We start from the raw sequence: 25,480 nt of genomic DNA on the forward strand, positions 1-25,480 counted from the left end.
CTGGCCCGGGGCATGCCGCGCCGCGCCATCGACCTGGCGTATGATGAGAATTCTTCTCGACTAGCTTCTGCCTCATTCGATGACAGCCAACACGATAGACGCTCTGCTCACCCGCCGTTCCACCAAGATGCTGCGCGGTCCCGCGCCCAGCGACGCCGAGCTGGCGCAGATCCTGCAAGCCGGCATGTGCGCCCCGGACCATGGCGCCATGCGGCCGTGGCGCTACGTTGTGATCCGCGGTGAAGCCGTGGGGCGTCTGGCCGACATGGCGCTGGACGTGGTCAAGCGCGGCGGCGACAAGCGCATGACGCCCGAAAAGGAAAAAGCCACGCGCGAATGGCTGGCCCAGGTGCCCATGGTGATCGCCGTGGCCCAGAAGATCGACCACGACAACACCAAGATTCCGGAGCAGGAGCAATTACTGGCGACGGGCGCGTCGGTGATGAATGTGCTGAACGCCATTCATCTGTCCGGCTACGCGGCATTCTGGAGCACCGGCCTGGGCACCTACGTGGAAGAGGTGCAGGACAAGCTGGGTCTGGACGCGCTGGATTACCGCTTCCTGGGTTTCCTGGCCGTGGGCACGCTGTCCATGGAATTGCCGCCGCTGCAGCGTCCCGACCACAGGAAGTTCGTGACTGAGTGGACGGGGCTGTAAGGCTTCTGGTGCGCGGGTGCGCCGGAGTGGTTCGATCGTGCCCCGCGCCGGTCGCGAATGCGATTGAGTGCTGCCAGGCGCGTGCCGCTGCCATGCAAGAAAAAAGCCACTTCTCGAAGTGGCTTTTTTTGTATCTGGCTGGGTGGTGCCGGCAGAAGATGCTGGCCGGAGTCATCGGCCAGCAAGGTGGGGCGTCAGGCCGTCTCGGCCAGCACGCGCTGCGCTTCCACGCGCACGCGGTCGGGGGCGGTGCCGCCGACGTGATTGCGGGCGGCGACGGAGCCTTCCAGGGTCAGCACCTGGTGGATGTCGGCCTCGATGGCGGTGTGGTAGCCCTGCAGTTCGGCCAACGACAGGTCGGCCAGGTCGATGCCGCGCTGTTCGCAGTCACGCACCGCGTGGGCCACGATCTCGTGGGCATCGCGGAAGGGCAGGCCGCGCTTGACCAGGTAATCGGCCAGGTCGGTGGCGGTGGCGAAGCCCTGTAGCGCGGCAGCACGCATGTTGTCGGCCTTGACGCGGATGCCGCCGGCCATGTCGGCGAAGATGGTCAGCGTGTCGCGCAGCGTGTCGACGGTGTCGAACAGGCCTTCCTTGTCCTCCTGGTTATCCTTGTTGTAGGCCAGGGGCTGGCCTTTCATCAGGGTGAGCAGGGCGACCAGGTGGCCGTTGACGCGGCCGGTCTTGCCGCGGGCCAGCTCGGGCACGTCGGGGTTTTTCTTCTGCGGCATGATGGAGCTGCCGGTGCAGAAGCGGTCGGCCAGGTCGATGAAGCCCACGCGCGGGCTCATCCACAGCACCAGCTCTTCGGACAGGCGCGACACGTGCGTCATGACCAGGGCGGCGGCGGCGCAGAACTCGATGGCGAAGTCGCGGTCGGACACGGCGTCCAGCGAGTTGCGGCACACGCCGTCGAAACCCAGGGAGGCGGCGACGCGTTCGCGGTCGATGGGATAGGACGTGCCGGCCAGGGCGGCGGCGCCCAGCGGCAGGCGGTTGACGCGCTTGCGGCAGTCGGCCAGGCGCTCGGCATCGCGGCCGAACATTTCAGCATAGGCCAGCAGGTGGTGGCCGAAGGTGACGGGCTGGGCGACCTGCAGGTGCGTGAAGCCCGGCATGATGGTGGCGGCGTTTTCCAGCGCCACGGAAGCCAGAGCGCGGCGCAACTGGCGCAGCAGGTCGATGAGGTGGTCGATCTCGTCGCGCAGCCACAGGCGGATGTCGGTGGCCACCTGGTCGTTGCGCGAACGGCCGGTGTGCAGGCGCTTGCCCGCGTCGCCGACCAGTTCGACCAGGCGCTTTTCGATGTTCAGGTGCACGTCTTCCAGGTCGAGCAGCCACTGGAAGGTGCCGGCGTCGATTTCGGACAGGATCTGCTGCATGCCGCGCTGGATGTCGGCGAGGTCTTGCGCGGGGATGATGCCCTGTGCGGCCAGCATCTCGGCATGGGCCAGCGAGCCGCGGATGTCGTGGCGGGCCAGGCGCTGGTCGAAGTCGACCGAGGCGGTGTAGCGCTTGACGAGATCGGAGACGGGTTCGGAGAACCGGGCGGACCAGGCTTGCGCCTTGTTGGCGAACTGGTCTTGCGAGGAAGAGGGGGTATTTGCCATGGTGCCGCGATTATAGGCTGTGGGTAGGTCGGTCCTGTCGGATCGCCGGGTGAATGCCGCTAAGGTACCAAATGCCCGGCACCGCTGGAACCCGCCGGTTCTGGTAGGGGGAGGCAGGTCCTGCGGCGTGCGATAATTTTTCCGTCTCTTTTCACGGATTCCGGAATCGTCCCCCATGAGCGTCGCCAGGGTAGCAATCGCGCAAATCAACGCCATCGTCGGCGACCTGGCCGGCAACGCCGCCAAGGTGCTGAAGGCCGCCCACGCGGCGCACGAGCAGGGCGCCGACGTGCTGGTCACCCCCGAACTGGTACTGACCGGTTATCCGCCCGAAGACCTGCTGCTGCGCCCGTCCTTCGTGCAGAAGCAGGAGGAAGTCCTGCAGCGCCTGGGCCGCGACCTGGCCGCGCTGAACGGACTGCACGTCGTGGTGGGCCACGTGCAGAGGCACCAGGGCCGGCTGTACAACGCCGCCGTCGTGCTGTGCGGCGGGGCCGAGGTCGGCACCTACCGCAAGCGCGAACTTCCCAACTATTCCGTGTTCGACGAACAGCGCTATTTCGCCGCCGACGGCGCGCCGCTGGTGTTCACGGTCAAGGGCGTGCCGTTCGGCCTGAACATCTGCGAAGACATCTGGATCGACCGGGCCGCGCGCGCCGCTGCCGATGCAGGTGCCCGCGTGCTGCTGGTGCCCAATGCCTCCCCGTACAACACCGGCAAGCAGGAAGAACGCCGGGTCGTGGCCGAGCGCTGCGTGCGCGACACCGGCTGCGCCATCATTTACGCCAACATGGTCGGTGGCCAGGACGAACTGGTATTCGACGGCGCGTCGTTCGCACTGGACGCCCTGGGCCAGCGCGCTGCCCGGCTGCCCGACTTCGCCGAAGGCGTGAACGTGGTCGAGGTCGACGCGCGGGGCGGCGTGCGCCCGGTATCGCCGCAGGCCGACGTGGCGCCGCATTGCCTGGAAGAGCAGGTCTGGAACGCCCTCGTGCTGGGCGTGCGCGACTACCTGGGCAAGAATGGTTTTCCGGGCGCCATCATCGGCCTGTCCGGCGGCATCGACTCGGCCGTGGTGCTGGCCGTGGCGGTCGATGCGCTGGGCGCCGAGAACGTGCGCGCCGTGATGATGCCGTCGCGCTACACCGCCGACATCTCGCAGATCGACGCGGCCGACATGGCCAGGCGGCTGGGCGTCAAGTACGACGACATCGCCATCGCCCCGGCCATCGGCGCATTCGACCAGATGCTTGCGGCCCAGTTCGAGGGCCTGCCGCTGGATGCGACCGAGGAGAACATCCAGGCACGCGTGCGCGGGACGCTGCTGATGGCGCTGTCCAACAAGACCGGCCGCCTGGTGCTGACCACGGGCAACAAGTCCGAGATGACCACCGGCTATTGCACGCTATATGGCGACATGGCGGGCGGGTTCGCCGTCATCAAGGACGTGCCCAAGACGCTGGTGTACCGGCTGGCGCAGTGGCGCAATACCCGCGAGGAAATCATCCCCGAACGCATCATCACCCGTCCGCCGTCCGCGGAACTGCGTCCCGACCAGACCGACCAGGACAGCCTGCCGCCCTACGACGTGCTGGACGGCATCATGGCGCGCTACATGGAAGCCAACGAGTCGCCGGCCGATATCGTCGCCGCCGGTTATCCTCCCGCCGCCGTCGAACAGGTGGTGCGGCTCATCCGCATCAACGAGTACAAGCGCCGCCAGGCGCCGCCCGGACCGCGCATCACGCCGCGCGCGTTCGGCCGGGATTGGCGCTATCCTGTCACCAACGGCTTTCGCGAACCGCTGTAGCGCCTGGCCGGCCGTACCTAGCCGGCCGCACCTGGCCGGCCGCACCTGGCCGGCGCCCAGCCAACCGCCCATTCCGCATCCCGTCGTCCTCACTTCCAAGCAAAATCAGGGAAAACCCACGTGAAACAAGTCACCGCCATCATCAAGCCGTTCAAACTCGACGAAGTGCGCGAAGCGCTGGCCGAGGTCGGCGTCAGCGGCCTGACGGTTGCCGAGGTCAAGGGCTTCGGGCGCCAGAAGGGCCACACCGAGCTGTACCGCGGCGCTGAATACGTGGTCGATTTCCTGCCCAAGATCCGCATCGATGTGGTGCTGTCCGACGCCATGGTCGAGCCCGCCATCGACGCCATCCTGAAGGTGGCGCGCACCGGCAAGATCGGCGACGGCAAGATCTTCGTCACCCCCGTCGAGCAGGCCATCCGCATCCGCACCGGCGAGAGCGACGAAGAAGCGCTGTAAAGCGGCCGCTTCAACACAGTCTTCGCCCCAGCCGGCCGGCGTGCGCAGCGCCGGCCGCGTCGTTTCCAATTTCCAGTTTTCGGTTCCCAGCTCCCGGTGGCACGTTTACCGCGTGCGCATCGCCTGCCGGAAAACATCCCGCCGCATGAAGCCGATGCAGCTCGACCCGGGACGCGCGGATCCGGGCTCCACCGGTCCGCCAGCGTCGCCCCCTGGGGGGGAAGCGCGCAGCGCTTCGGGGGGTCAACGGACCAACTGGTTCATCTCCAGGATCGGCATCATCACCGCCAGCACGATCATCAGCACGATGCCGCCCATCACCACGATCAGCAGCGGCTCCAGCAGGGCGGTCATGGCCATGGCGCGGCGTTCCAGATCGCGCGACAGGTTGTTGGCGCCGCGCTCCAGCAGTTCGGGCAGCCGGCCGGTCTTCTCGCCGCTGGCGATCAGGTGCACCAGCAGCGACGGAAAGCACTTCTGCGCGCCCAGCGAAGCCGACAGCGAGGCCCCTTCGCGTACCCGGTCGCTGGCGTCGTCCACGGCGGCCCGCAGGCGGTCGTTGCCCAGCGTGCGGCGCGCCGCGTCCAGCGAGGTCAGCAGGGCCACGCCGCTGCCCGTCAGGATGGCCAGGGTGGAGGCGAAACGCGCCGCGTCCACGCCCAGCACGAAGCGGCCGACCAGGGGCAGCCGCAGCATGCGGTTGTGCCACGCCATGCGGGCCGCGGGGGCCCGCAGCGTGTAGCGCCACAGCATGACCAGGAATCCGATGGCCAGGGCCGTGAGCCAACCCCACTGGCGCACGTAGTCGCTGGCGCCCAGCATGATGCGGGTCAACAGCGGCAACTGCTGTTTGGCGTGGCTGAAGGCCGTGACCACCTGCGGCACCACGTAGCCCAGCAGGAAGATCACGATGATGACCGAGACGCACGCCACGACGGCCGGATAGATGAAGGCCGTGAGCACCTTGCTGCGCAGCGCGTTGCGCTCTTCGATGTAGGTGGCCAGCTTGTCCATGACCTGCGCCAGGTCGCCGGATTCTTCGCCGGCGCCGACCAGGGCGCGGTAGATCTCGGGGAAATCACGGGGCCGCGAGGCCAGCGCCACCGACAGGCGGTGGCCGGCCCGCACGTCCGCGCGCACTTCGGCCAGCAGCGCGGCCATGTGCTTGTTCTCGGACTGCTCCAGCGTGGCGCTGAGCGCCGCGTCCAGCGGCAGGCTGGCCGCCAGCAGGCTGGACAGCTGGCGGGTCATCCACGCCAGGTCGGCGTCCGACAGGCGCGGACGAAACATGCCGGACAGCGAGCCGCTGGGCGCCGCAGTCGGGGCGGTGGACAGCGGCAGCAGGCCGCGGCTGCGCAATTGGTTGCGAGCCCCGCGCTCGGTTTCGGCTTCGATCGTGCCGTGCACGATCTTGCCCAGGGCATCGGTGGCTTCGTAACGGAAGGAGGGCATGTCAATGGAAATTCAGTTTGGAGGCAATGCGTTGGGCTCACACCATGCAGGGGAATTATGACTGTAGTGTTTCGTTGTCACCTCGTATACTCGGCGAATTTTCCAGCCCTGTGGTGTAGATTTTCATGCGTCAAATCCTGTCGTTCGGCTTGGCCGCCGTCATCGCCGCCAGTAGTTGCGCCTTGCCGGTACAAAGCGCGCAAGCGCAACAGAGCGACAACCGGGTCAGCCTGAATTTCGTCGACACCGACATTCCGGCCGTCCTGCGCGCTTTGTCCGTATTCACGCAACGCAACTTCCTGGTCGATCCCCGCGTCAAGGGCAAGATCACCCTGGTGTCCGAGCGGCCCGTCAGCCGCGACCAGGCGTTGTCCATGCTGACCGGCGCGCTGCGCCTGCAGGGCTTCGCCATCGTCGACGTCGATGGCGTGACCCGCGTGGTGCCCGAGGCCGACGGCAAGCTGCAGGGCAGCCCGGTCGTGACCGACGGCCCGCGCACGCCGGGCACGGGCCGCGGCGCCAACGGATCGATGTCGATGGAGGACTTCGCGCGCGGCAGCCAGATGGTGACGCGCGTGTTCTCGTTGAAGTACGAGAACGCCGCCAACCTGGTGCCGGTGCTGCGCCCCATGGTGCCGCCAAACAATCCCATCAACGCGTATCCGGGCAACAACACGCTGGTCATCACCGACTACGCCGACAATCTGGAGCGCATCGCCCAGGTGATCGCGCGCATCGACGTGGCCTCGTCGATGGACACCGACGTGGTGCCGATCGAATATGGTATCGCGTCCGACATCGCGGCGTTGGCCTCGCAGCTGATGGACGGCCAGGGCGGCGCGCAGGGCGGGGCGGGCGCCGACGCCTCGCGCATCGCCATCGTGGCCGATCCGCGCAGCAACAGCGTGGTGATCCGTTCGGGTAATCCCGCACGCACCCGCCTGGCCCGCGAGCTGATCGGCAAGCTGGACGCGCGCCAGAAGAACGCCGGCAACCTGCACGTGGTGTATCTGCGCAATGCGCAGGCCACGCGCATCGCGCACGTGCTGGGCGGCCTGCTGAACGGCCAGAGCCAGACGCAGAGCATCGGCACGTCGGGCCCGGGGGCCGCGGGCACCGTGGCGGGCGCGGGCACCGGCCTGAGCGGCCGCAGCACGTCCTCCGGATCGCGCACCAGCAGCAGCGGCGGCATGCGGGGCTTCGGCGGCGGCTCCAACGGCGGTTTCGGCGGCAACAGCAGTTCCGGAGGGCTGGGCAACACGCAGCAGATCTCGCGCGAAGACCCCAGCGACGCGGCCGAGCCCGTGTCCTACGCGGCCGGCGGCGCGGTCATCCAGGCCGATCCCTCCACCAACACGCTGATCATCTCCGCGCCCGAGCCGCTGTACCGCAGCCTGCGCGAAGTCATCGACCAGCTGGACCAGCGCCGCGCGCAGGTGCTGGTGGAAAGCATGATCGTCGAGGTCAACGCCAACTCGGGCTCCGAATTCGGCATCCAGTGGATGACGGGCGGCAACGGCCTGTCCAGCGGCCGCTCCAGCTTCATCGGCGGCACCAACCTGGGCGGCAGCGGCATCACCGGGACCGGCCCCACGACGCTGGACGCGCTGGGCCGCGGCCTGAGCCTGGGCGTGGTCAAGGGCACGGTCGACGTGCTGGGCAACGAAGTCATCAACCTGGGTGTGCTGGCCCGCGCGCTGCAGAACTCGGGCGAGGCCAACATCCTGTCCACGCCGAACCTGCTGACGCTGGACAACGAGCAGGCCAGCATCCTGGTGGGCCAGACGGTGCCGTTCGTCACGGGCTCGTACGTCACCTCGGGCAGCGACAGCGCCAGCAACCCGTTCCAGACGGTCGAGCGCGAGGACATCGGCCTGAAGCTGAACATCCGCCCGCAGATCTCCGAGGGCGGCGCGGTCAAGCTGGACATCTACCAGGAGGTCAGCAGCATCGACGACGCGCGGTCCAACGCCACCACCGGCATCGTCACCAACAAGCGTGCCATCGACACCAGCGTGCTGATCGACGACGGCCAGATCATCGTGCTGGGCGGCCTGCTGGAAGACAGCATGACGATCTCGTCGAACAACGTGCCGGGCCTGAGCAAGATCCCGCTGCTGGGCGCGCTGTTCCGCTACGACTCGCGCCAGCGCACCAAGACCAACCTGATGGTGTTCCTGCGTCCGTACGTTCTGCGCGATTCGCGCAGCAGCGCCAACGTCACGCTGGACCGCTACGACTACATGCGCCGCGCGCAGAGCAACGCGCAGCCGGGCGAACACTGGCTGCTGCCGAACATGCAGGGCGCCCAGCTGCCGCCGGCTAACGTGCCGGTGGTGGGCGAGCGCCCGTACGACCTGCGTCCCGAGAACCTGGAGCAGACCATGCGCCGTCCGGGCCCGACCTCGTCGCAGTCCACGGCCGTGCGCCAGCTGCCGCAGGGTCCCGCGGCGCCGGATGCGGCCAACCAGCCCATCCGCGCCAGCCTGCCGCTGGGCGTGAGCGTCGCGCGCGATCCCTCGGCCATCTACGGCCAGTCCGACTCGACGACCACCACGCTGCAGATCGCCTCGGTCAACACCCAGGAAGAGGCCGACCAGATCGTCAAGCGCGTGCAGATCAGCGGCCTGAACGCGTATTCGCGCGTCGGTCCCGGCGGCATCGGCGTGGTGGTGCGGGCCGCCGTGGCGCGCGACGCGACCACGGTCGACACCTCGCTGGACCTGCTGCGCCAGCTGGGCTTCAAGCCCGAGCTCGTGACGAACATGTAAGGGGCGGGCGATGAATCCCCATCCCTTGCCCTACGCCTGGGCGCGCACGCACCGGGCCATGCTGTCGATGCGTCCGGGCGCGGTGCAGCTGACCGTCAGTCCGCGCACGCCGGCGTGGGCGGTGCGCGAGATCCTGCGCTGCCACGGCGAAGTGCCGGTGGTCAGCGTGGACGACGGCGCGCTGGAAACCATGCTGACCGCGGCCTACAGCGACACCGAGGACGCCGCGTCCGTGATGGGCGTGGCCGAGAACGAGATCGACCTGGACCGCCTGCTGCAGGACATGCCCGAAGTGGCCGACCTGCTGGAAGCCCAGGACGATGCGCCGGTCATCCGCATGATCAACGCGCTGTTCGCCCAGGCCGCGCGCGACAACGCCAGCGACATCCACATCGAGCCCTTCGAGACGCATTCGGTGGTGCGCTACCGCGTGGACGGCACGCTGCGCGACGTGGTGTCGCCGCGCAAGGCGCTGCATTCCGCGCTGATCTCGCGCATCAAGATCATGGCGCACCTGGACATCGCCGAGAAGCGCCTGCCGCAGGACGGCCGCATCGCGCTGCGCGTGGGCGGACGGCCCATCGACGTGCGGGTCTCGACGCTGCCCACCGGCCACGGCGAACGCGCGGTGCTGCGCCTGCTGGACAAGGAAGCAGGCCGCCTGCAGCTGGAAAAGCTGGGCATGAGCCCCATCGTGCTGGGCCGGCTCGACAAGCTGATCCGCCAGCCGCACGGCATCGTGCTGGTCACCGGTCCCACCGGCAGCGGCAAGACCACCACGTTGTATGCCGCGCTGTCGCGCCTGGACGCCTCCACCAGCAACATCCTGACGGTGGAGGACCCGATCGAGTATGACCTGCCCGGCATCGGCCAGACGCAGGTCAACGCCAAGATCGACATGAGCTTCGCGATGGCCCTGCGCGCGATCCTGCGCCAGGATCCGGACGTGATCATGATCGGTGAAATCCGCGACCTGGAAACCGCTCAGATCGCGGTGCAGGCCTCGCTGACGGGCCACCTGGTGCTGGCCACGCTGCACACCAACGACTCGGTGTCGGCGGTGACGCGCCTGACGGACATGGGCGTCGAGCCCTTCCTGCTGGCCTCGTCGCTGCTGGGCGTGCTGGCGCAGCGCCTGGTGCGCAAGCTGTGCCCCGAATGCCGCAAGCCCGAGACGCAGCCGGACGGCACCACGGTGTATCGCGCGATGGGCTGCCCGCACTGCAACCACACCGGCTACAGCGGCCGTTCGGGCATCCACGAACTGTTCGTGGTGGACGACACCGCGCGCACGCTGATCCACGAAGGCCGCGACGAGCAGGCGCTGCGCCAGGCCGCGGCTGCCTCCGGCATGCACAACATGCGCGAAGACGGCCAACGCTGGATCGACGCGGGGGTGACCTCGCCCGAGGAGATCGTGAGGGTGACGCGGGACGATTGAGCCCACGTGCGATGGCGTCGCCCCGCAGGGCGATGCCGTGGCTTAAATGCCTGGCGGCGCATGGCCGGCTGCTTCATCGACGCGTGCCGGATGCGTCGTCCGGCGCGCGCAGCGGCGGCGGCCATGGCGGATGCGCTACATCCGCCCCGTCCCGAATGCATGCCCATCGTCGCGTTCCGGCCCGATGGCGGTCAGCAGCCCCGTCAACGCGGCCTGCTCGGTGTCGCTGGCCTTGTCCGAGGCCTTGGCGCGGCCCTGGAAGTTCAGCCGGCGGCCCGTCCATTCGCCCTGGCCGGTCAGCTGAAGGACGCCTTTTTCGGTGGACAGCGTCACCTTGACGTTGCGGCCGCTGCCTTCCAGGCGCAGGCGATAGTCGCCGATGGGCGCGATCGGGGCCAGGGCCGAACTGGCATTGCGCCAGTAGATGTCGGCCAGCGGGCCCTGCGCCAACGTGCCGGCGGTGAAGGCGCGCCATTGCACCTCGATCTGGCCGCCCGGCGACATGGTGTTCCAGGGCGTGCCCAGGCCCGCCAGCACGGCGGCGGGCAGGGTGGCCTGCTGGGCCGACACGGCGACGCCGCCCAGGCCCACCGACAGCCTGACCGGGCCGCGGAGATAGGGATGCCGCACATCGACCGACAGCCCGTTCCAGCGCCACTGCACCGGCTCGGTCAGCATGCGGCGCGACTGCGGGCTGCCCAGCGCGATCCAGGCGGTGCCGGACCACAGCGTGCCGCTGGCCTCGACCACCGTGATGGGAGCATCGGAAGGCATCAGCCACAGCAGCCAGCGGGCCGGCAGGACGGCCAGGGCGGCCGCCAGGGCGACGGCCAGCGCCAGCACGACGGTGCCGACGCGGAACTTGCGCAACAACTCGACGATCATCGTGCCTGGGCCTTCGAAGCGGCGTCGTAGGGCGTCAGGGTGACGGTGCCGCTCAGGCGGCCGGGCAGGCGGCGGTCGTCCGCATCGCGCGGGCGGGTCAGCGTCACGTCGGTGACCACCAGCCGCCAGTCGCGCGGCGCGCCGTCCAGCCAGCGCAGCGCGGCCGTGGACGGGGCTTCGGTGAAGATGAGGGTGAGGCCGGGCTTGGCGTCGGCACCGGCGCCAGCGGACGTACCAGACGCACCAGACGTACCCGAAGCGCCGGACCCGCCGGAAGCACCGGCATCCGCAGCACTGGAAGCCCCAGCACCGGAAGCCCCCTGCGCCACCGACCACTGGTGCTCGGCCAGGCCGGCCTGGCGCAGGCTGGCGCGCAGCTCGGCGTCGGTGGGCAGGGTGCCGGCGACGTGCTCGCCGCCGCGCCGCAGGCCGCGCGCGCGGGCGGTCAGGTCGGCCACCGTGGCGGCCTGGGCGCGCAGCTTGGGCAGTTCTACGCCCAGGTCGCGCACCGACTTCATGGCCGGCTCGATGAAGACCAGCCAGGCAATGGCGGCACCGGCCACCGCGGCGGCGATGGCCAGCAGGCGCCGCTCGCGCGGCGCCAGGCGGGCCAGCCAGGCCTGGCCCTGGCGCCGGGATTGCGCGTAGCGGTCGCGCAGCTTGTGCCACATCGGCAGGAAAGTGGAGGTTCGGGTGGTCATGGTTGCGCCTGCACGATGCGCCAATTGGGAGTGTTCTCTTCGCGCTCGATGCGCAGGCCCAGGGCCGTGGCCTTGGCCATGATGGCGGGAACGTCGCCCACGCGGTCGTCGTTGCCGTCCTTGCTGGGCGCCAGTTGCAGCGTCAGCGCTTGGTCCTTGTAGGCCAGGTGCTCGACGCGGTCGGCGGCGAAGGGCAGCGCCTGCGCGGCGCCGCGCGCCAGCGTCATGAAATCGCCCGAGCTGCCGGCGCCGTTGCCGGCCAGCAGGGCGTTGTAGCCCTGTTCGGCCTGGCGCACCGCGTCCAGCACGACGGACGTGCCGGGGAAGGTGTCGCGCACCTGCGAGACCATGGCCTGGCGCAGGCGGTCGGCTTCGCCGCGCAGCTGCGAGGCATACAGATTCAGGCCCGCGATCCACAGCACCGCGGCGACGGCAGCCCAGCGCAGCGCGGGCCGCCAGCGCGAGGCGCGCTGCGGGGCCAGGTGCGGCAGGGCCAGCGACCAGGCGGGCGCGTCGTTGCCCCAGCGCGGGTCTTCGTGCGAGGCCAGCGGCGCGTCGGCGTCGGCGTCGGCCGCGTCGCCGGCCAGCACCTGCACGGGCACCAGCGCGCGTACCTGCAGGCCGGCCTGCGACAGCATCGTCCAGGCGCGTTGCAGCGTGGCGCTGTCGGCCCACGCCACTGCCACGGCGCCGTCGGCCGCGCGCGGCCCGTGGCCGATGGCCAGGGACGAAAGATCGCTGAGCACCAGGGCCTCGAGCGCGCCGTTCACGGCGGCGTCGAAGCGCGAGGCGGCCACGGCGGGCACCTGCACGCTGGCCAGGATGGCGTCGTGCGGATGCAGCACGGCCTGCACGGGGATGTTGGGAAACGCGCCGGCCAGGCCGGCGGGGGCCAGCGTGCCGTGCCGGGCGCGCTGGCCACGGCGGTCGAACCACGCGTAGTCCAGCAGCGAGGTGGCCGTCAGGTCGGCCAGCGGGGGGAGCGCGATGCGCAGGATATTCTTCACATGACTTCCTGTGTCCAGAGGGTGCGCGGCACGCCTCCGGTGGAGCTTTGCATGAGCGCGCGCATGGTGACGCGGGCGCGCTCGTAGACCACGGTGCCCGTGGCCATGAACCAGTTGCTGGTGGTGACCACGGCCGGCACCTGGACCTCGGATCCGGTGCCCGTGACGCGGTTGGCGAAGTCGCCGCTGTTCAGGAACCAGCGGCCGCGGTCCCGGTCGCCCGCCAGGCTGCGCGCCTGGCCTAGCGACAGGCCCGGCACCAGCGCCGCGATGACTTCGGGCGGCGCCGTGTTCACGTTGATGGTGGTGCGGGCCGGCAGCACGGTCATGGTGCGCCGCATGGCCTGGCGCCTGGCCGGGTCCACGCCCAGCAGGTCGGCCACGTCGTCGATGCCGCGCGGCAGCGGCGCCTCGGTCTTGCCCTTGGCCTGCAGGGCCTCGTCGGCGGCGTCGCCGGCCGACGAGGTGGTGGTGCCGTTGGACGAGGTCTGCCCGTCGCCGGCGGGCGGGGCGGGCGGCTGCGCCAGCGCGATCAACTGGGCCATCTGCGGCGCCATCGCGCTGGGCAGGTCCAGGTTGGACAGCAGGCGGCCGAGGATTTCCAGCTGCGGCTCGGCGACCTTGCCGCCGATGGCCACGTTGTACAGGTTGTACTTGCCCTGCTCGTCTTCGAGAAAGCCGGAGAACACCGCCACGCGCTCGTCGCCGGGCTGTTCGATGCGCGTGTCCTGCACAGGCGTGGCCCAGATCTGGTCGCCCTGCGTGGTGGCCTCGCGCCGCGCATGGTCGCGCAGCATCAGGCGCGCCCAGTCGATGCCGCCCATCAGCAGCCAGCGCGCCTGCACGCGCGCCTCTTCGTTCTCGACCTGGCGCATGGTGGCTGTCTGGCGCAGGAACAGGCTGGTGCTGAGCGCGGCGACGATGGCCACGATGATCAGCGCGCCGATGACGGCGGCGCCGCGCTGGCGGGAAGGAGAACGGCGTGGCGTCATTGCAGCACCAGGATGCGGTTGAACTGCTGCAGGACGTCGCGGTGGCGCCGCTCCAGCGCGATGTCTAGGCCGCTGGCCTGCGCGGGCAGGGCGGCGGGCAGGTTGGCCCAGCCGCTGCCCGGCACCCAGGCGCGCAGTCGCAGCGCGGTGACCTGCGGCATCACCAGCGCGCCCGCGTCGGGCGGCGGCAGGGGATAGCGGCTGCCCGCGGCGCCCACGTAGCGCCACAGGCCATCGGGACGCAGCTGCCACACCACGCGCTGCCACATGCCCTGCTGGTCGGGCGCGGCGCGCACGATGTCCAGCAGCGGGGCCGCGCCGTTGCCGCGCAGCACCTGCACGCCGTCGGGCAGCGCGCCGTCGGGCGCGGCGCTGCGCGGGCCCACATAGGCCTGGTTGACGTCGCGTTCGATCTGGCCCAGCACGCGCACCACCATGTCGTTGTCCTGGGCCTCGGCGTCGATCCATTCGCGGGCGTCTGACACCTGCGCCAGGCCGCGCCAGGCCATCAGGCTGACCAGCGCCATCAGCGCGATGGCCACCAGCACCTCGATCAGCGTGAAGCCGCGCTGGCGCGGCGGGCGGGACAGGGGGCGGCGCGTCATCGCAGGTTCGACACCAGGCCGCTCAGTTGGGTGATGACCGTGCCGTCGGCGTCGCCGGCGGGGTGCACGCGCACCGTGACCTGGCGGAAACCGCGGTTCAGCGAACTGGTGACCACCAGTTCGCACTGCATGGCCTGGCCCCCTTGCGGACAGGCCACCGTGCGCGAGCCCGGCGCGGGCAGGGTCTGCTCCAGGCGCACCTGGGCCAGCGCGTTCTCGGCGGCCATCAGCGCCAGGGTCTTGTCCTGCAGCGCACGGTTGTTGCTGATCATCACGCTGGTAGCGCGCATGGCCGCGCCCATCGCCACGGCGATGATGGCCAGCGCCACCAGCACCTCGATCAGGGTGAAGCCGCGCTCGCGGCGGACGCTAGTGGATGTCATAGCGGCCCGCGGCATCGCGCGTGATGGTGAGGGTGTCGCCGTTGGCCTGCAGTTGCAGCACCAGGGGCGGGGCGATCCATTCGGTGCCGAACACCAGGGGCAGGGCGGGATCGGTGCGCACGGTGACGGGCGGCTTGGTCCAGCCGCGCTCGCCCAGCAGGTCGTCCTTGGCGAAGCGGTCGGGCCGCAAGGGGCCGTCGTCCTGCGCGGACAACTGGTCGGACCGGCCGCGGCGCTCGAAGGACCAGCGGGCGCTGTCGGCCTGCCACCGTATGACGCGCCCGTCGCTGCGGGCCTCGCTTTGCGCCGCGGAGAAGGCATCGACCAGCCGTTCGGCATCGCTGCGCAGGCTGCGGTCGGGGCCGGAGAAGGCGGCCAGACTGACCAGCGAGGCGCCGATGCCGATGATGACCAGGACTACCAGGACTTCAACGAGCGTGAAGCCCTGCTCAGAGCTCCCACGAGCCGATGTCAGCATCGCCTTGTTCTCCGCCCGGTTTGCCGTCGGCGCCAAACGAGAACACGTCGATCTCGCCCTTCACGCCCGGGTTGAGGTATTGGTACGGCGCGCCCCACGGGTCGTTGGGCAGGCGCTCGAGGTAGGGGCGCCAGGCCTTGGCGCCTTCGGGGCGCTCGGCCAGGGCGCGCAGGCCCTGCTGGGTGGTGGGATAGCGGCCGTTGTCGAGGCGATACAGCTTCAGCGCCTGCATGAGGCCGGAGATGTCCTGCTTGGCGGCGACCTGGCGGGCCTGGTCGGGACGATCCAGCACGCGGGGCACGACCAGGGCGGCGAGAATGCCCATGATCACGACCACCACCATGATCTCGATCAGCGTGAAGCCTTGCTGGCGGCGAGCCTTGAGTGGGTACCGGCGCACGGTGGTTTCCTTGGAAAATTCAGTCAAGCCCGGCATTTTCGCGTCCGAATATGACAAAACAGCGTAGCCTGCTTGAAATGTAATTGAAATGCAAGAATTTGATCGTCCCGCGCGGCGCCGCGATCAGCGCACGGTGGTGATGCCGCCCGGTGCCGCGTCGTAGGGCGGCGCGGCCACGCGCGTGCGCGTGCCGTTGGCATCGAGCACGACGCCTTGCGAGTCGACGCCGGCCAGCACGATGCCGGGCGCCGCCGTCTGGCCGACCGCCAGTGCCGCCGGCGGGCCGCCGTTGACGCTGATCACCGCCGCGCCGTTGGCGCCCTGGGCGATCAGGCCCAGCACCGTGATCTGCGTCTGCAGCACGCCGTCGCGGCCGAACCACAGCGCCACCGCATCCACGTTCGACTGCCGCACTGGCGACGCCGCGACGGCTGGCGGCAGCCGGTCGGGGCTGGGCGCCAGCAGGATCGCGCCCCAGACGCCCAGGGCGGCGGCCGCCGCCAGGATCGCGGCCAGGCGAGCGGCGCCGGGCAGGGTGGGGCGGAAGGATCGGGCGGTGAAGCGCATGTAGGGAAAGCCGGCGTTCGGGGAATGGCGGACCATACCCTCGATGCATGACAGTTTATGGACAACGAGCGGCAGTTTACAGGCTTGCACGCCGCGCCGATATGCCTGCCAACGGTACATTCCCAGTCCCGCGACATGTCGCTTCGACGCCGCGCCGGGCCCAGGCTTGCGCATGCCGCTGCATTTGGTTGCAAACATTCGGCACAGCCCCGCAAAGATGCCGACGGGAATTGCAAAGATTTCCTGATCGTGGGATCAGCCGATTTCCGCTTTGATTCATCCCCCATTCACGTCGCTTCGCCAGCATGTCGAGCTGACCGGGCCGCCCTTTCGCGGCCACAACAACGAGAAGCTCGAAAAAATGAAGAACGCGAAATGGTGCCGCTGGGCGGCGCTCATTCTTGTCAGCGCGGCGCTGGCGGCCTGTGGCGGCGGGGGGGACGACGGGGATGACCCCGCGGCGGATACGCCGGTCCCGCCGCCCTCGGGGCAGCCGGCGGTGCGCAAGATGCTGCTGATCGGCCTGGACGGCGCGACGTACGACGCGGTGCGGGCCGGCACGGCCGACGGCACGTTGCCGAATCTGGCGCAACTGACGTTGACGCGCGGCTGGACCGGCGGCGTCACCGCCACGCCCACCCAGCAGTCCACCCTGGACGCGCCGGGCTGGGCGACGCTGCTGACGGGCGGCTGGGCCGACACGCACCAGGTGCGTTCCAATGCAGCCGGCCAGGCCCTGCATGCCGACACCTTGTTCAAGCGCCTGAAGACGGCGCAGCCCGCCGCGCGCACCGCCGCGGCGTTCCACACCAGCGTGGTCGCGCAGATCGAGAACGGCGATCGCGACGCCGGCTACCTGTCCGCCCTGACCGACTGCGCCGGCGACGATGTTTGCGTAGCGCGCGACGCGCAGGCGCGCATCGGCGACGGTTACGACGCGGTGGTGGCGCAGTTCGGCGCCGTGCAGCGCGCCGCGCAGGCCGGCGGCTTCGGCGGAGACTACCGCGCGGTGCTGCGCCAGGCCGACGCCGGCCTGGGCGGGCTGCTGGCCGCCGTGGCCGCGCGCCGCCAGGCGCATCCCGAGGAAGACTGGCTGGTGATGGTCACGGCCAGCCACGGCCTGTCGCCCGCCGGCGCCAGCGACGGCCTGCCGCTGGCCGCCAACAAGACGCTGTTCATCGCCGCCAACCGTGCCGCTCTGCTGGGCGCGGACCGCGCCGCGACGGACCTGTCCGGCGCATGGGACGACGCCTGGTACGCGCTGCCCAGCGCCGCCGACGTCGCGCCCACCGCGCTGGCCCACCTGCGGGCCACGGGGCAGCAGGCCGGCATGGCCGGCGCCGTGCTGACGGACGCCGTGGCCGTGCGCCGTCTGGCCGCCGTCACCGCCGCCGACAACGGCAGCGTCGCGCTGAGCTGGTCGCTGGTGGGCGAGGTCCCCGCGCAGATCGTCGTGCTGCGCGACGGCGCGGAAGTCGCGCGCCTGCCGGGCGACGCCACGCACTACCAGGACAGCGGCTTCACCTTCCAGGAAGGCGGGCTGCACACGCTGGACTACACGGTGCAAGCCGGCGCCTCCGGCAGCGCCGTGCAGGCCAAGGTGCTGTACACGCCGCCGGTGCTGCTGGAATCGTCGCTGCGCAACGGCCTGACCATGCTGTACACCTTCGAGAACCGGTTGCAGGACGTGTCGCAGGGCGCCACCGGCATCACGCCGTACGACGGCGCGCAGGGGCCCGAATTCGCGGACGGCCCGTTCGGCCGCATGTTCCGCGCCCAGCGCACCACCGACACCCTCAGTTCGTTCAAGCTCGACCATCCGGCCGGCATGCTGGCCACGCCCAACGCCTTCACCATCGGCTTCTGGTTCCGCTCGGACGGCATGTCCGACGACAAGCCCGTGCTGACCAACAAGGACTACAACACGGGCGCCAACGCGGGCATCACCATCGCCCAGTGGAACACCACCCGGCCGAACTACGATCCCACCCATGCGGAGTTCCGCTTCAACCTGGGCGACGGCTCGCGCCGCGTCGACATCAACGGCCTTTCCTACACGGCCAACCAGCCGGTGTACGTGGCGCTCAGCATCGACAAGGCCGCCAGGACGATGACGGCCTACGTGTATGACCTGCAGAAGGGGTTCGCCACGCGCAGCGCGTCCACCGGCAGCGTCGACCTGAGCCGGATCGAAGGCGTGATAGGCGCGCACCTGGGCATGAACGAGGACGCCCTGGGCAACTACAACAAGCTGCGCAGCTACGACAAGCGCGCCTACACCATGGACTTCGACGACCTGGCGTTCTGGAACCGCGCGCTTACCGAGACCGAGGTGCGTTCGCTGGCGCTGTCGGGCCATTCCGTGGCCGAAGTGCTGCCGTGAGCGCCACGCATTTTCACCCGCAATACGAGAGAGTAACCATGCCTATCGAACGCGATGCACGTCTCTGGCAGCGCCTGGGTGCCTGCCTGCTGCTGGGAATGACCCTGGCGCTGTCCGCCTGCGGCGGCGACCACGACTCCGACGACAGCGGCAACGGCCCGGGCGGCGGCGACACCCCGACCGAACCCGGCAACCCGCCCGCCGAACAGCCGCAGCTGCGCTGCGCGCCCTGATCCCGGCACGACGACCCACCAGGAAACTTCCGACATGTCCCAACACGACGATTCCTTCGGCCCGGCCAGCGCCGGCAAGCGCCGCTTCCTGCGCAACACCGCACTGGCCGCGGGCGGCATGACCGCGCTGTCGCTGTTCCCGCCGAGCATCCGCCGCGCGCTGGCCATCCCCGCCAACAACCGCACCGGCACCATCAACGACGTCGAACACGTCGTGGTCCTGATGCAGGAGAACCGCTCCTTCGACAATTACTTCGGCACGCTCAATGGCGTGCGCGGCTTCGGTGACCGCTTCACCATTCCGCTGCCGGATGGCCGCAGCGTCTGGGAGCAGTCCAACGGCACGCGCATCGTGATGCCGTACCACCTGGACAGCAGCGTCGGCAACGCGCAGCGCGTCAGCGGCACGCCGCACGACTACGTCGATGCCCACCAGGCCTGGGGCAGCGGCCGCCTGCAGCAATGGCCACGCTACAAGAACAACCAGTCGATGGGCTATTACCGCGAGGCCGAGCTAGGCTTCCAGTTCGCGCTGGCCAACGCCTTCACCCTGTGCGACGCCTACCACTGTTCCACGCACGGCGGCACCAACACCAACCGCCTGTTCCTGTGGACCGGCACCAACGACCCCACCGGCCGGGGCAACGGACCGTCCACGCGCAACCAGTGGGATGGCCTGGAGGCCTCCACCACCGGCTGGAACTGGACGACGTATCCCGAGCGGCTGCAGGAGGCGGGCGTGAGCTGGAAGGTCTACCAGAACCTGCCCGACAACTTCACCGACAATTCGCTGGCGGGCTTCCAGAAGTTCCGTCGTGCGAACGAGGCGGCCGGCAACGGCCCCGACGGCGCGCCGTATCCCGCATGGACGCCGGCCGTGGACGCGTCCATTCCGTTGTACAAGGGCGTGGCCAACACCATGCCCGACGCCGGCATGCTGCAGGCGCTGCGCGACGACGCGGCCAACGGCTCGCTGCCGCAGGTGTCGTGGATCGTGGCCCCGGCCACGTATTCCGAGCACCCCGGACCGTCCAGCCCCATCCAGGGCGCCTGGTACATCCAGCAGGTGCTGGACGCGCTCACGGCCAACCCGGAGGTCTGGAGCAAGACCGTGCTGTTCATCAATTTCGACGAGAACGACGGTTTCTTCGATCATGTCCCGCCGCCCGCGGCGCCGTCGTACAACGAGGACGGCACGCTGGCCGGCGCTTCCACGGTGGACACGCTGGCCGACCACCACACGGTGGCCTCGGCGCAGGACGCCGCGGACAACCAGGTCTACGGCCCCGGCCCGCGCGTGCCCATGTACGTGGTCTCGCCGTGGAGCCGTGGCGGGTGGGTGAATTCCCAGGCCTTCGACCACACCTCGGTGCTGCGCTTCCTGGAAGCCCGCTTCGGCGTGAAGGAAGAGAACATCAGCCCGTGGCGCCGCGTCGTGCTGGGCGACCTGACCTCGGCCTTCAACTTCGCCAACCCGAACGATGAAGCGCTGCCCGACCTGACGCTGCTGACCAAGGCGCAGGCCGACGGCGTGCGCGCCGCGCAGGGCGCGCTGGCGCAGGTGCCGGTGCCGGCCGAGGCCGCCCAGTCGCGTCCGACCCAGTCCACCGGCATGCGCTTCTCGCGGCCGCTGCCCTACGAACTGCACACCAGCGGCCGGGCCGACGTGTCGGGCATGAAGATGTGGCTGATCTTCTCCAACACCGGCGCCGCGGGCGCAGTGTTCCATGTGTACGACCGCCTGCACCTGGACCGTGTGCCGCGCCGCTACACGGTCGAGCCGGGCAAGCAGCTGGACGACAGCTGGAACGTGGTGGACGACGCCGGCGCCTACGACCTGTGGGTGCTGGGGCCCAACGGCTTCCATCGCCATTTCAAGGGCAATGTGAACACCTTGCGCGCCGCCGGCGCGGCCGTGCCCGAGATCCGCGTCTGCTACGACGTGGCCAACGGCGACGTGTACGTCACCTTCATGAACACGGGCGACGCGGCCTGCACGTTCGACATCGTGCCCAACGCCTACTACACGGCGGGCGCGAACTGGAGCGTGGCCGTGGACGCGCAGGGCAGGGCCGAGCAGCACTGGCCGCTGCAGTCCAGCGGCAGCTGGTACGACTTCACCGTGAAGGTGCGCGGCGACGCCGGCTACGAGCGCCGCTACGCCGGCCGCGTGGAGACGGGCAAGCCCTCGGTCAGCGACCCGGCGATGGGACGCTGACGTAGCGATCCCGGCGCCTTGCGCCGCATCCGCCCCCATCAGGGCGCGGCAGGGCGGGCGACGGTACCAGTACGGCGACGGGTGCAGGGTGGGGCCTCGGCAGAGGCGCCCGCCTTTTTCATGGTGCGCCCGGTGGTTCCGCGCCGCCGCCGCGCTTGCGCACCGCCGCGCCCGCCAGCGCGCAGATCTCGCCGGTGACGGCCTGGCGCGCGTGTTCGCGCCGTTCCAGCATGCCGATGCCGCGCGCGATGGCCCCCAGGTCTTCGGGCAGCGGCAGCACGCGCAGGTCGGAACTGTGCTGCCAGTTCGCGCCGATCAGCAGCGGCAGCAGGGCCACGCCCACTTCCTGCCGCACCAGCTCCACCAGGGTCTCGATGGCGTTCAGTTCCAGGAACTCGTTCACCGACACCCCCAGCCGGCGCAGCACCCGGTCGATCTGCAGCCCGGTGCGCTGGGTCCGGTCGAAACGCAGAAAGGGATGGGCCGCCAGCACCGCGCGCGCGTCGGCCCCGCGCGCCGAGGCCGGCGCCACCACCACCAGCGGTTCTTCGTACAGCGTCACCCAGCGGGTGCTGGCCATCTTGCGGCCGGCCTCCACGATGAAGGCGGCGTCCAGCTCGCCCGCCTCGACCTTGCCCGCCAGCTCGCTGGCCTTGCCCGAGAACAGCCGCACGTCCAGCGCGGGATGGTCGCGCTTCATGCGCGACACCACCTTGGACAGCGTGCCCATGCAGGACACGATGGCGCCGATGGACACCGAGCCGGCCAGTTCGTCGGGCGCATTGCGCGGCTGGCGCAGGCGGTCGTATAAATCCAGCAGGTGCTTGATCTCCGGCAGCAGCTCGCGCCCGGCGGCGTTCAGCAGCGCCAGCCGGCCGCTGCGGTCGAACAGTTCGCGGCCCAGTTCGGTCTCCAGGGCGCGCATCTGGAAGCTGACGGCGGCCTGGGTCAGCGCCACCTGTTCGGCCGCCTCGGAGAACGAACCGTGGTGGGCGACGGCCAGGAAGGTGCGCATGAAACGTATGGTGCTCATCGTCGAAAAACCGGTCTTGCGAAGAAATCCGTCACTGACAAAAAACTCTTTAATGACGGATAGAAGATTCAAATTGATTTAATTAAATCACGAGAGTAACGTGGCCCGTTTCGCATCGACCTACCGCAGAGCCGCCGCATGAAATCCTTCGACTGGGCCAACCCCTATCCGTCGTACCGCATCCCGCTGTTCGCCCGCAACGTGGTGTCCACGTCGCATCCCCTGGCCGCGCAGGCGGGCCTGCGCATGCTGCTCAAGGGCGGCAATGCGGTCGACGCCGCCATCGCCGCGGCGGCCGCCATCACGCTGGTCGAGCCCGTGTCCTGCGGCCTGGGTGGCGACTGCTTCGCCATCGTCTGGGACGGCCAGCGCCTGCATGGCCTGAATTCCTCGGGCGTGGCGCCCGCCGCCTGGAACGTCGAGTACTTCAAGCGCAAGTACGGCACCGATGCCGCGGGCCTGGCCAATCGCCCCAAGCGCGGCTGGGATTCCGCCACGGTGCCGGGCGTGGTGGCCGGCTGGGCCACGCTGCACGAGAAGCTGGGCAAGCTGCCGTTCGAACAGCTGTTCGAGCCCGCCATCGAGATCGCCGAGCGCGGCTACGCCGTGCCGCCCGTGGTGGCGCACAAGTGGGCCGCCGCGGCCGCCGAACTGTCGGGCCAGCCGGGCTACGCCCAGGCCTTCATGCCCAACGGCCACGCGCCCGCAGTGGGCGAGCATTTCCGCTTCAAGGACGCCGCGTTCGCGCTGCGCCGCATCGCCGAAAGCCGCGGCCGAGATTTCTACGAAGGCGAGCTGGCCGAGCGCATCGCCGCATTCTCCAAGGAACACGGCGGCGCGATGACGCTGGACGACCTGCGCAACTACCGCCCCGACTGGGTCGATCCGATCTCCAAGTCGTACCGCGGCTACGAACTGCACGAGATCCCGCCGAACGGGCAGGGCATCGCCGCGCTGATCGCGCTGGGCATCTGCGAGCGCTTCGACCTGGCCTCGATGCCGGTGGATTCGGTGCAGTCGCAGCACGTGCAGATCGAGGCCATGAAGCTGGCTTTCGCCGACCTGTACCGCTACGTGGCCGATCCGCGCAGCATGGAGGTCACGCCCGAGCAGATGTTGGACGACGCCTACCTGGACAGCCGCGCCAAGCTGATCAGGCTGGACCAGGCCACGCCCTTCCAGGCGGGCCGCCCGCACGCCGGCGGCACCGTCTACCTGACGGCCGCCGACGAGAACGGCATGATGATCTCGTTCATCCAGTCCAACTACATGGGCTTCGGCTCGGGCATCGTGGTGCCGGGCACCGGCATCAGCATGCAGAACCGCGGCGTGGGCTTCTCCATGGATCCGGCCTCGGCCAACGTGGTCGAAGGCGGCAAGCGCCCGTTCCACACCATCATCCCGGGCTTCCTCACGCAGGGCGGCCGCCCGGTGATGAGCTTCGGCGTGATGGGCGGCGACATGCAGCCGCAGGGCCACCTGCAGACGGTCGTGCGCATGGTCGACTATCACCAGCAGCCGCAGGCCGCGTGCGATGCGCCGCGCTGGAAGGTCAACCGCGACTTCACGCTGGACGTCGAAGCCAGCATGAACGCGCAGACGGTGGGCGGCCTGAAGGACCTGGGCCACGGCCTGAAGTCGGTGGACGATCCCTACATGGACTTCGGCGCGGGCCAGTTCATCTGGCGCATGTCGGCCAACGACAACGAGCACGGTTACGTCGCGGCCAGCGACACCCGCCGCGACGGCCAGGCGGTCGGATTCTGATTCTGGATAAAGGGGAAGATCTCAATGATGAAACGTACACGCGCAAGCGTCATCCTGGGCGGCCTGCTGCTGGCGGCCGCGTCGGGCGCCGCCGTGGCGCAGGAACTGCGCATCGGCCTGCAGGAAGAGGTCGACGTGCTGGATCCGCACCGCGCCCGCACCTACGTCAGCCGGCTGGTGTTCACCTCGCTTTGCGACAAGCTGGTCGACATCGACGCCAAGCTGCAGTTCGTGCCGCAGCTGGCCACGTCCTGGACCTGGAGTCCGGACAACAAGGTGCTGACCTTCAAGCTGCGCACCGACGCCACCTTCCATGACGGCAGCAAGTTCGACGCCGCCGCCGCCAAGGCCAACCTGGACCGCGCGCTGACCCTGCAGGACAGCATGCGCAAGAGCGAGCTGGGCTCGGTCGAGAAGGTCGACGCGCCCGACGCCGAGACCCTGGTGCTGACGCTGAAGGCGCCCGACGCCACGCTGCTGGCCAACCTGTCCGACCGCGCGGGCATGATGCTGTCGCCCAAGAGCTTCGCCGATGCGGCGTCGGTGGCCCGCACGCCCGTCTGTTCCGGTCCGTACAAGTTCGTCGAGCGCATCCAGAACGACCGCATCGTGCTGGACAAGTTCGACAAGTACTACGACGCGAAGGACTTCCACTTCTCGCGCCTGGTGTTTCTTCCGGTGCCCGACACCACCGTGCGCCTGTCCAACCTGCGCGCCGGCGGCCTGCAGCTGATCGAGCGCGTGAACCCGTCGGACGTGGCCCAGGTCAAGGGCGACGCCAACCTGAAGTTCGAGTCGGTGGACGGCCTGGGCTTCCAGGAGATCTACTTCAACGTGGGCAACGGCGATCGCGCCAAGAACAGCGCCTTCAAGGACGCCCGCGTCCGCCGCGCGCTGGAACTGTCCATCGACCGCAACGCCATCAACGAAGTGATCGGCGCCGGCATCTACACTCCCGCCAACCAGCCGTTCCCGCCGGCCAGCCCCTATCACAGCGACAAGCCGGTGCCCCAGCGCGACGTGGCCAAGGCCAAAGCCCTGCTGAAGGAAGCCGGCCTGACCACGGTCAAGGCCGAGCTGTCCTATGGCAACAACACCACGACGGCGGCCATCGCCGAGATGGTCCAGGCCATGGCGGCCGAATCGGGCATCCAGCTCAGCCTGCGTCCCACCGACTACGCCGCGCTGCTGGCGGGCAACCTGCAGGGCAACTTCGAGGCCTCGATCCGCGGCTGGTCCGGCCGCGTCGACCCGGACGGCAACATCTACTCCTTCGTCACGGCCAAGGGCTCGCTGAACGACGGCAAGTACGACAATCCCGCCGTGGACAAGCTGCTGAACGACGCCCGCCAGGTGCCCGACCAGGTCAAGCGCAAGGCCTTGTACGACCAGGCCGAGGCCATCCTCGACAAGGACATGCGCAATTTCTACCTGTACTACCAGCCCTGGCCCTTCGCCATGAGCAAGAAGCTGCAAGGTTTCAAGCCCTACGCTGACGGCATGATCCGCCTGAAGGGCGTGACCCTGGCAAAATAACGCTCCGCGCCGCGGGCCGGGTGTTCCAGGCGGGTATCCGCCCTGGCGCGGCCCGGTCGGCGGTGACGCGGCGTGTGCTGCGGCGGCGTCG

General features: G+C 69.5%; 22 protein-coding genes. 10 read left to right on the forward strand and 12 right to left on the reverse strand.

What is annotated here, in order from left to right:
• Nucleotides 1-79: 79 nt before the first annotated feature.
• Complete coding sequence (locus tag FS845_RS11045) at nt 80-658, forward strand: nitroreductase (RefSeq protein WP_144634349.1); 579 nt, start codon at nt 80-82, stop codon at nt 656-658.
• 194 nt (nt 659-852) lie between these two features.
• Here FS845_RS11045 and argH read toward each other — a convergent pair whose 3' ends face one another.
• Nucleotides 853-2,268: an argininosuccinate lyase gene (argH, locus tag FS845_RS11050; protein WP_144634352.1), complete on the reverse strand. Its 1,416-nt coding sequence runs from the start codon at nt 2,266-2,268 to the stop codon at nt 853-855.
• 175 nt (nt 2,269-2,443) lie between these two features.
• On the opposite strand from argH, the gene FS845_RS11055 reads away from it, so the two are divergent.
• Both FS845_RS11055 and FS845_RS11060 read left to right on the forward strand, forming a co-directional pair.
• Nucleotides 2,444-4,078, forward strand: a complete 1,635-nt coding sequence (locus FS845_RS11055) for an NAD+ synthase (RefSeq protein ID WP_144634355.1) — start codon at nt 2,444-2,446, stop codon at nt 4,076-4,078.
• A gap of 120 nt (nt 4,079-4,198) precedes the next feature.
• Nucleotides 4,199-4,537, forward strand: a complete 339-nt coding sequence (locus tag FS845_RS11060) for a P-II family nitrogen regulator (RefSeq protein ID WP_144634358.1) — start codon at nt 4,199-4,201, stop codon at nt 4,535-4,537.
• 243 nt (nt 4,538-4,780) lie between these two features.
• Here FS845_RS11060 and gspF read toward each other — a convergent pair whose 3' ends face one another.
• Entirely contained in the window at nt 4,781-5,989 is a 1,209-nt protein-coding gene (gene gspF / locus FS845_RS11065; RefSeq protein WP_144634361.1) for a type II secretion system inner membrane protein GspF, read from the reverse strand.
• 125 nt (nt 5,990-6,114) lie between these two features.
• Between gspF and gspD the strand changes: the two genes are divergently transcribed.
• Together gspD and gspE are read left to right on the forward strand one after the other, a co-directional pair.
• Entirely contained in the window at nt 6,115-8,760 is a 2,646-nt protein-coding gene (gene gspD, locus FS845_RS11070; protein ID WP_144634364.1) for a type II secretion system secretin GspD, read from the forward strand.
• A gap of 10 nt (nt 8,761-8,770) precedes the next feature.
• Nucleotides 8,771-10,201 (forward strand): type II secretion system ATPase GspE, encoded by a 1,431-nt coding sequence (gspE, locus tag FS845_RS11075; RefSeq protein ID WP_144634367.1) that lies wholly within the window; start codon nt 8,771-8,773, stop codon nt 10,199-10,201.
• A gap of 135 nt (nt 10,202-10,336) precedes the next feature.
• Here the strand turns inward: gspE and gspN are convergent, their stop codons facing one another.
• From gspN to FS845_RS11120, 9 genes are all read right to left on the reverse strand, one after another.
• Nucleotides 10,337-11,086, reverse strand: a complete 750-nt coding sequence (gspN, locus tag FS845_RS11080) for a type II secretion system protein N (protein WP_144634370.1) — start codon at nt 11,084-11,086, stop codon at nt 10,337-10,339.
• Entirely contained in the window at nt 11,083-11,787 is a 705-nt protein-coding gene (gene gspM, locus FS845_RS11085; RefSeq protein ID WP_144634373.1) for a type II secretion system protein GspM, read from the reverse strand. The genes gspN and gspM overlap by 4 nt, the downstream gene beginning before the upstream one ends.
• Complete coding sequence (gene gspL / locus FS845_RS11090) at nt 11,784-12,794, reverse strand: type II secretion system protein GspL (protein WP_144634376.1); 1,011 nt, start codon at nt 12,792-12,794, stop codon at nt 11,784-11,786. The genes gspM and gspL overlap by 4 nt, the downstream gene beginning before the upstream one ends.
• Complete coding sequence (gspK, locus tag FS845_RS11095; RefSeq protein WP_144634379.1) at nt 12,791-13,786, reverse strand: type II secretion system minor pseudopilin GspK; 996 nt, start codon at nt 13,784-13,786, stop codon at nt 12,791-12,793. The genes gspL and gspK overlap by 4 nt, the downstream gene beginning before the upstream one ends.
• Complete coding sequence (locus FS845_RS11100; RefSeq protein ID WP_144634382.1) at nt 13,783-14,391, reverse strand: type II secretion system protein J; 609 nt, start codon at nt 14,389-14,391, stop codon at nt 13,783-13,785. Before FS845_RS11100 ends, gspK begins: the two co-directional genes overlap by 4 nt.
• Nucleotides 14,388-14,774 carry a type II secretion system minor pseudopilin GspI gene (gene gspI, locus FS845_RS11105; RefSeq protein WP_144634385.1) on the reverse strand — a complete coding sequence of 129 codons (387 nt, stop codon included), beginning with the start codon at nt 14,772-14,774 and terminating at the stop codon, nt 14,388-14,390. The genes FS845_RS11100 and gspI overlap by 4 nt, the downstream gene beginning before the upstream one ends.
• Nucleotides 14,761-15,252 carry a GspH/FimT family pseudopilin gene (locus FS845_RS11110; protein ID WP_144634388.1) on the reverse strand — a complete coding sequence of 164 codons (492 nt, stop codon included), beginning with the start codon at nt 15,250-15,252 and terminating at the stop codon, nt 14,761-14,763. Before FS845_RS11110 ends, gspI begins: the two co-directional genes overlap by 14 nt.
• Entirely contained in the window at nt 15,224-15,688 is a 465-nt protein-coding gene (gene gspG / locus FS845_RS11115; protein ID WP_144634391.1) for a type II secretion system major pseudopilin GspG, read from the reverse strand. Before gspG ends, FS845_RS11110 begins: the two co-directional genes overlap by 29 nt.
• Before the next feature lie 87 nt (nt 15,689-15,775).
• Nucleotides 15,776-16,255 (reverse strand): general secretion pathway protein GspC, encoded by a 480-nt coding sequence (locus tag FS845_RS11120; RefSeq protein WP_260986239.1) that lies wholly within the window; start codon nt 16,253-16,255, stop codon nt 15,776-15,778.
• Between the two features lie 325 nt (nt 16,256-16,580).
• Between FS845_RS11120 and FS845_RS11125 the strand changes: the two genes are divergently transcribed.
• Genes FS845_RS11125 through FS845_RS11135 form a run of 3 tightly spaced genes read left to right on the forward strand, consistent with a single transcriptional unit; the run spans nt 16,581 to nt 21,053 of the window.
• Nucleotides 16,581-18,602 (forward strand): LamG-like jellyroll fold domain-containing protein, encoded by a 2,022-nt coding sequence (locus FS845_RS11125; protein WP_144634394.1) that lies wholly within the window; start codon nt 16,581-16,583, stop codon nt 18,600-18,602.
• Nucleotides 18,603-18,640: 38 nt separating this feature from the next.
• On the forward strand, nt 18,641-18,835 hold the full coding sequence (locus FS845_RS11130; protein ID WP_144634397.1) for a hypothetical protein: 195 nt from the start codon (nt 18,641-18,643) through the stop codon (nt 18,833-18,835).
• Nucleotides 18,836-18,869: 34 nt separating this feature from the next.
• Nucleotides 18,870-21,053: a phosphocholine-specific phospholipase C gene (locus FS845_RS11135; RefSeq protein WP_144634400.1), complete on the forward strand. Its 2,184-nt coding sequence runs from the start codon at nt 18,870-18,872 to the stop codon at nt 21,051-21,053.
• Between the two features lie 118 nt (nt 21,054-21,171).
• Here the strand turns inward: FS845_RS11135 and FS845_RS11140 are convergent, their stop codons facing one another.
• Nucleotides 21,172-22,086 (reverse strand): LysR substrate-binding domain-containing protein, encoded by a 915-nt coding sequence (locus tag FS845_RS11140; protein ID WP_144634403.1) that lies wholly within the window; start codon nt 22,084-22,086, stop codon nt 21,172-21,174.
• Between the two features lie 138 nt (nt 22,087-22,224).
• Between FS845_RS11140 and FS845_RS11145 the strand changes: the two genes are divergently transcribed.
• Both FS845_RS11145 and FS845_RS11150 read left to right on the forward strand, forming a co-directional pair.
• Nucleotides 22,225-23,853: a gamma-glutamyltransferase family protein gene (locus FS845_RS11145; RefSeq protein ID WP_144634406.1), complete on the forward strand. Its 1,629-nt coding sequence runs from the start codon at nt 22,225-22,227 to the stop codon at nt 23,851-23,853.
• A gap of 27 nt (nt 23,854-23,880) precedes the next feature.
• Entirely contained in the window at nt 23,881-25,389 is a 1,509-nt protein-coding gene (locus tag FS845_RS11150) for an ABC transporter substrate-binding protein (RefSeq protein ID WP_409929285.1), read from the forward strand.
• Nucleotides 25,390-25,480: the final 91 nt, after the last annotated feature.

Origin of the sequence: Bordetella genomosp. 13 (assembly GCF_007679965.1) — a bacterium.
Classification (GTDB): Bacteria; Pseudomonadota; Gammaproteobacteria; order Burkholderiales; family Burkholderiaceae_B; genus Bordetella.

Excerpts from the sequence above, each read along its gene's own strand:
- FS845_RS11045 (WP_144634349.1), top strand. The coding sequence starts at position 80 with ATGACAGCCAACACGATAGACGCTCTGCTCACCCGCCGTTCCACCAAG.
- FS845_RS11100 (WP_144634382.1), bottom strand. The coding sequence starts at position 14,391 with ATGACGCGCCGCCCCCTGTCCCGCCCGCCGCGCCAGCGCGGCTTCACG.
- gspN (WP_144634370.1), bottom strand. The coding sequence starts at position 11,086 with ATGATCGTCGAGTTGTTGCGCAAGTTCCGCGTCGGCACCGTCGTGCTG.
- FS845_RS11150 (WP_409929285.1), top strand. The coding sequence starts at position 23,881 with ATGAAACGTACACGCGCAAGCGTCATCCTGGGCGGCCTGCTGCTGGCG.
- gspD (WP_144634364.1), top strand. The coding sequence starts at position 6,115 with ATGCGTCAAATCCTGTCGTTCGGCTTGGCCGCCGTCATCGCCGCCAGT.
- FS845_RS11140 (WP_144634403.1), bottom strand. The coding sequence starts at position 22,086 with ATGAGCACCATACGTTTCATGCGCACCTTCCTGGCCGTCGCCCACCAC.
- gspI (WP_144634385.1), bottom strand. The coding sequence starts at position 14,774 with ATGACATCCACTAGCGTCCGCCGCGAGCGCGGCTTCACCCTGATCGAG.
- FS845_RS11125 (WP_144634394.1), top strand. The coding sequence starts at position 16,581 with ATGAAGAACGCGAAATGGTGCCGCTGGGCGGCGCTCATTCTTGTCAGC.
- FS845_RS11145 (WP_144634406.1), top strand. The coding sequence starts at position 22,225 with ATGAAATCCTTCGACTGGGCCAACCCCTATCCGTCGTACCGCATCCCG.
- gspE (WP_144634367.1), top strand. The coding sequence starts at position 8,771 with ATGAATCCCCATCCCTTGCCCTACGCCTGGGCGCGCACGCACCGGGCC.
- argH (WP_144634352.1), bottom strand. The coding sequence starts at position 2,268 with ATGGCAAATACCCCCTCTTCCTCGCAAGACCAGTTCGCCAACAAGGCG.
- gspM (WP_144634373.1), bottom strand. The coding sequence starts at position 11,787 with ATGACCACCCGAACCTCCACTTTCCTGCCGATGTGGCACAAGCTGCGC.
- FS845_RS11120 (WP_260986239.1), bottom strand. The coding sequence starts at position 16,255 with ATGGTCCGCCATTCCCCGAACGCCGGCTTTCCCTACATGCGCTTCACC.
- gspG (WP_144634391.1), bottom strand. The coding sequence starts at position 15,688 with ATGCCGGGCTTGACTGAATTTTCCAAGGAAACCACCGTGCGCCGGTAC.
- gspK (WP_144634379.1), bottom strand. The coding sequence starts at position 13,786 with ATGACGCCACGCCGTTCTCCTTCCCGCCAGCGCGGCGCCGCCGTCATC.
- FS845_RS11055 (WP_144634355.1), top strand. The coding sequence starts at position 2,444 with ATGAGCGTCGCCAGGGTAGCAATCGCGCAAATCAACGCCATCGTCGGC.
- FS845_RS11135 (WP_144634400.1), top strand. The coding sequence starts at position 18,870 with ATGTCCCAACACGACGATTCCTTCGGCCCGGCCAGCGCCGGCAAGCGC.
- FS845_RS11130 (WP_144634397.1), top strand. The coding sequence starts at position 18,641 with ATGCCTATCGAACGCGATGCACGTCTCTGGCAGCGCCTGGGTGCCTGC.
- FS845_RS11110 (WP_144634388.1), bottom strand. The coding sequence starts at position 15,252 with ATGCTGACATCGGCTCGTGGGAGCTCTGAGCAGGGCTTCACGCTCGTT.
- gspF (WP_144634361.1), bottom strand. The coding sequence starts at position 5,989 with ATGCCCTCCTTCCGTTACGAAGCCACCGATGCCCTGGGCAAGATCGTG.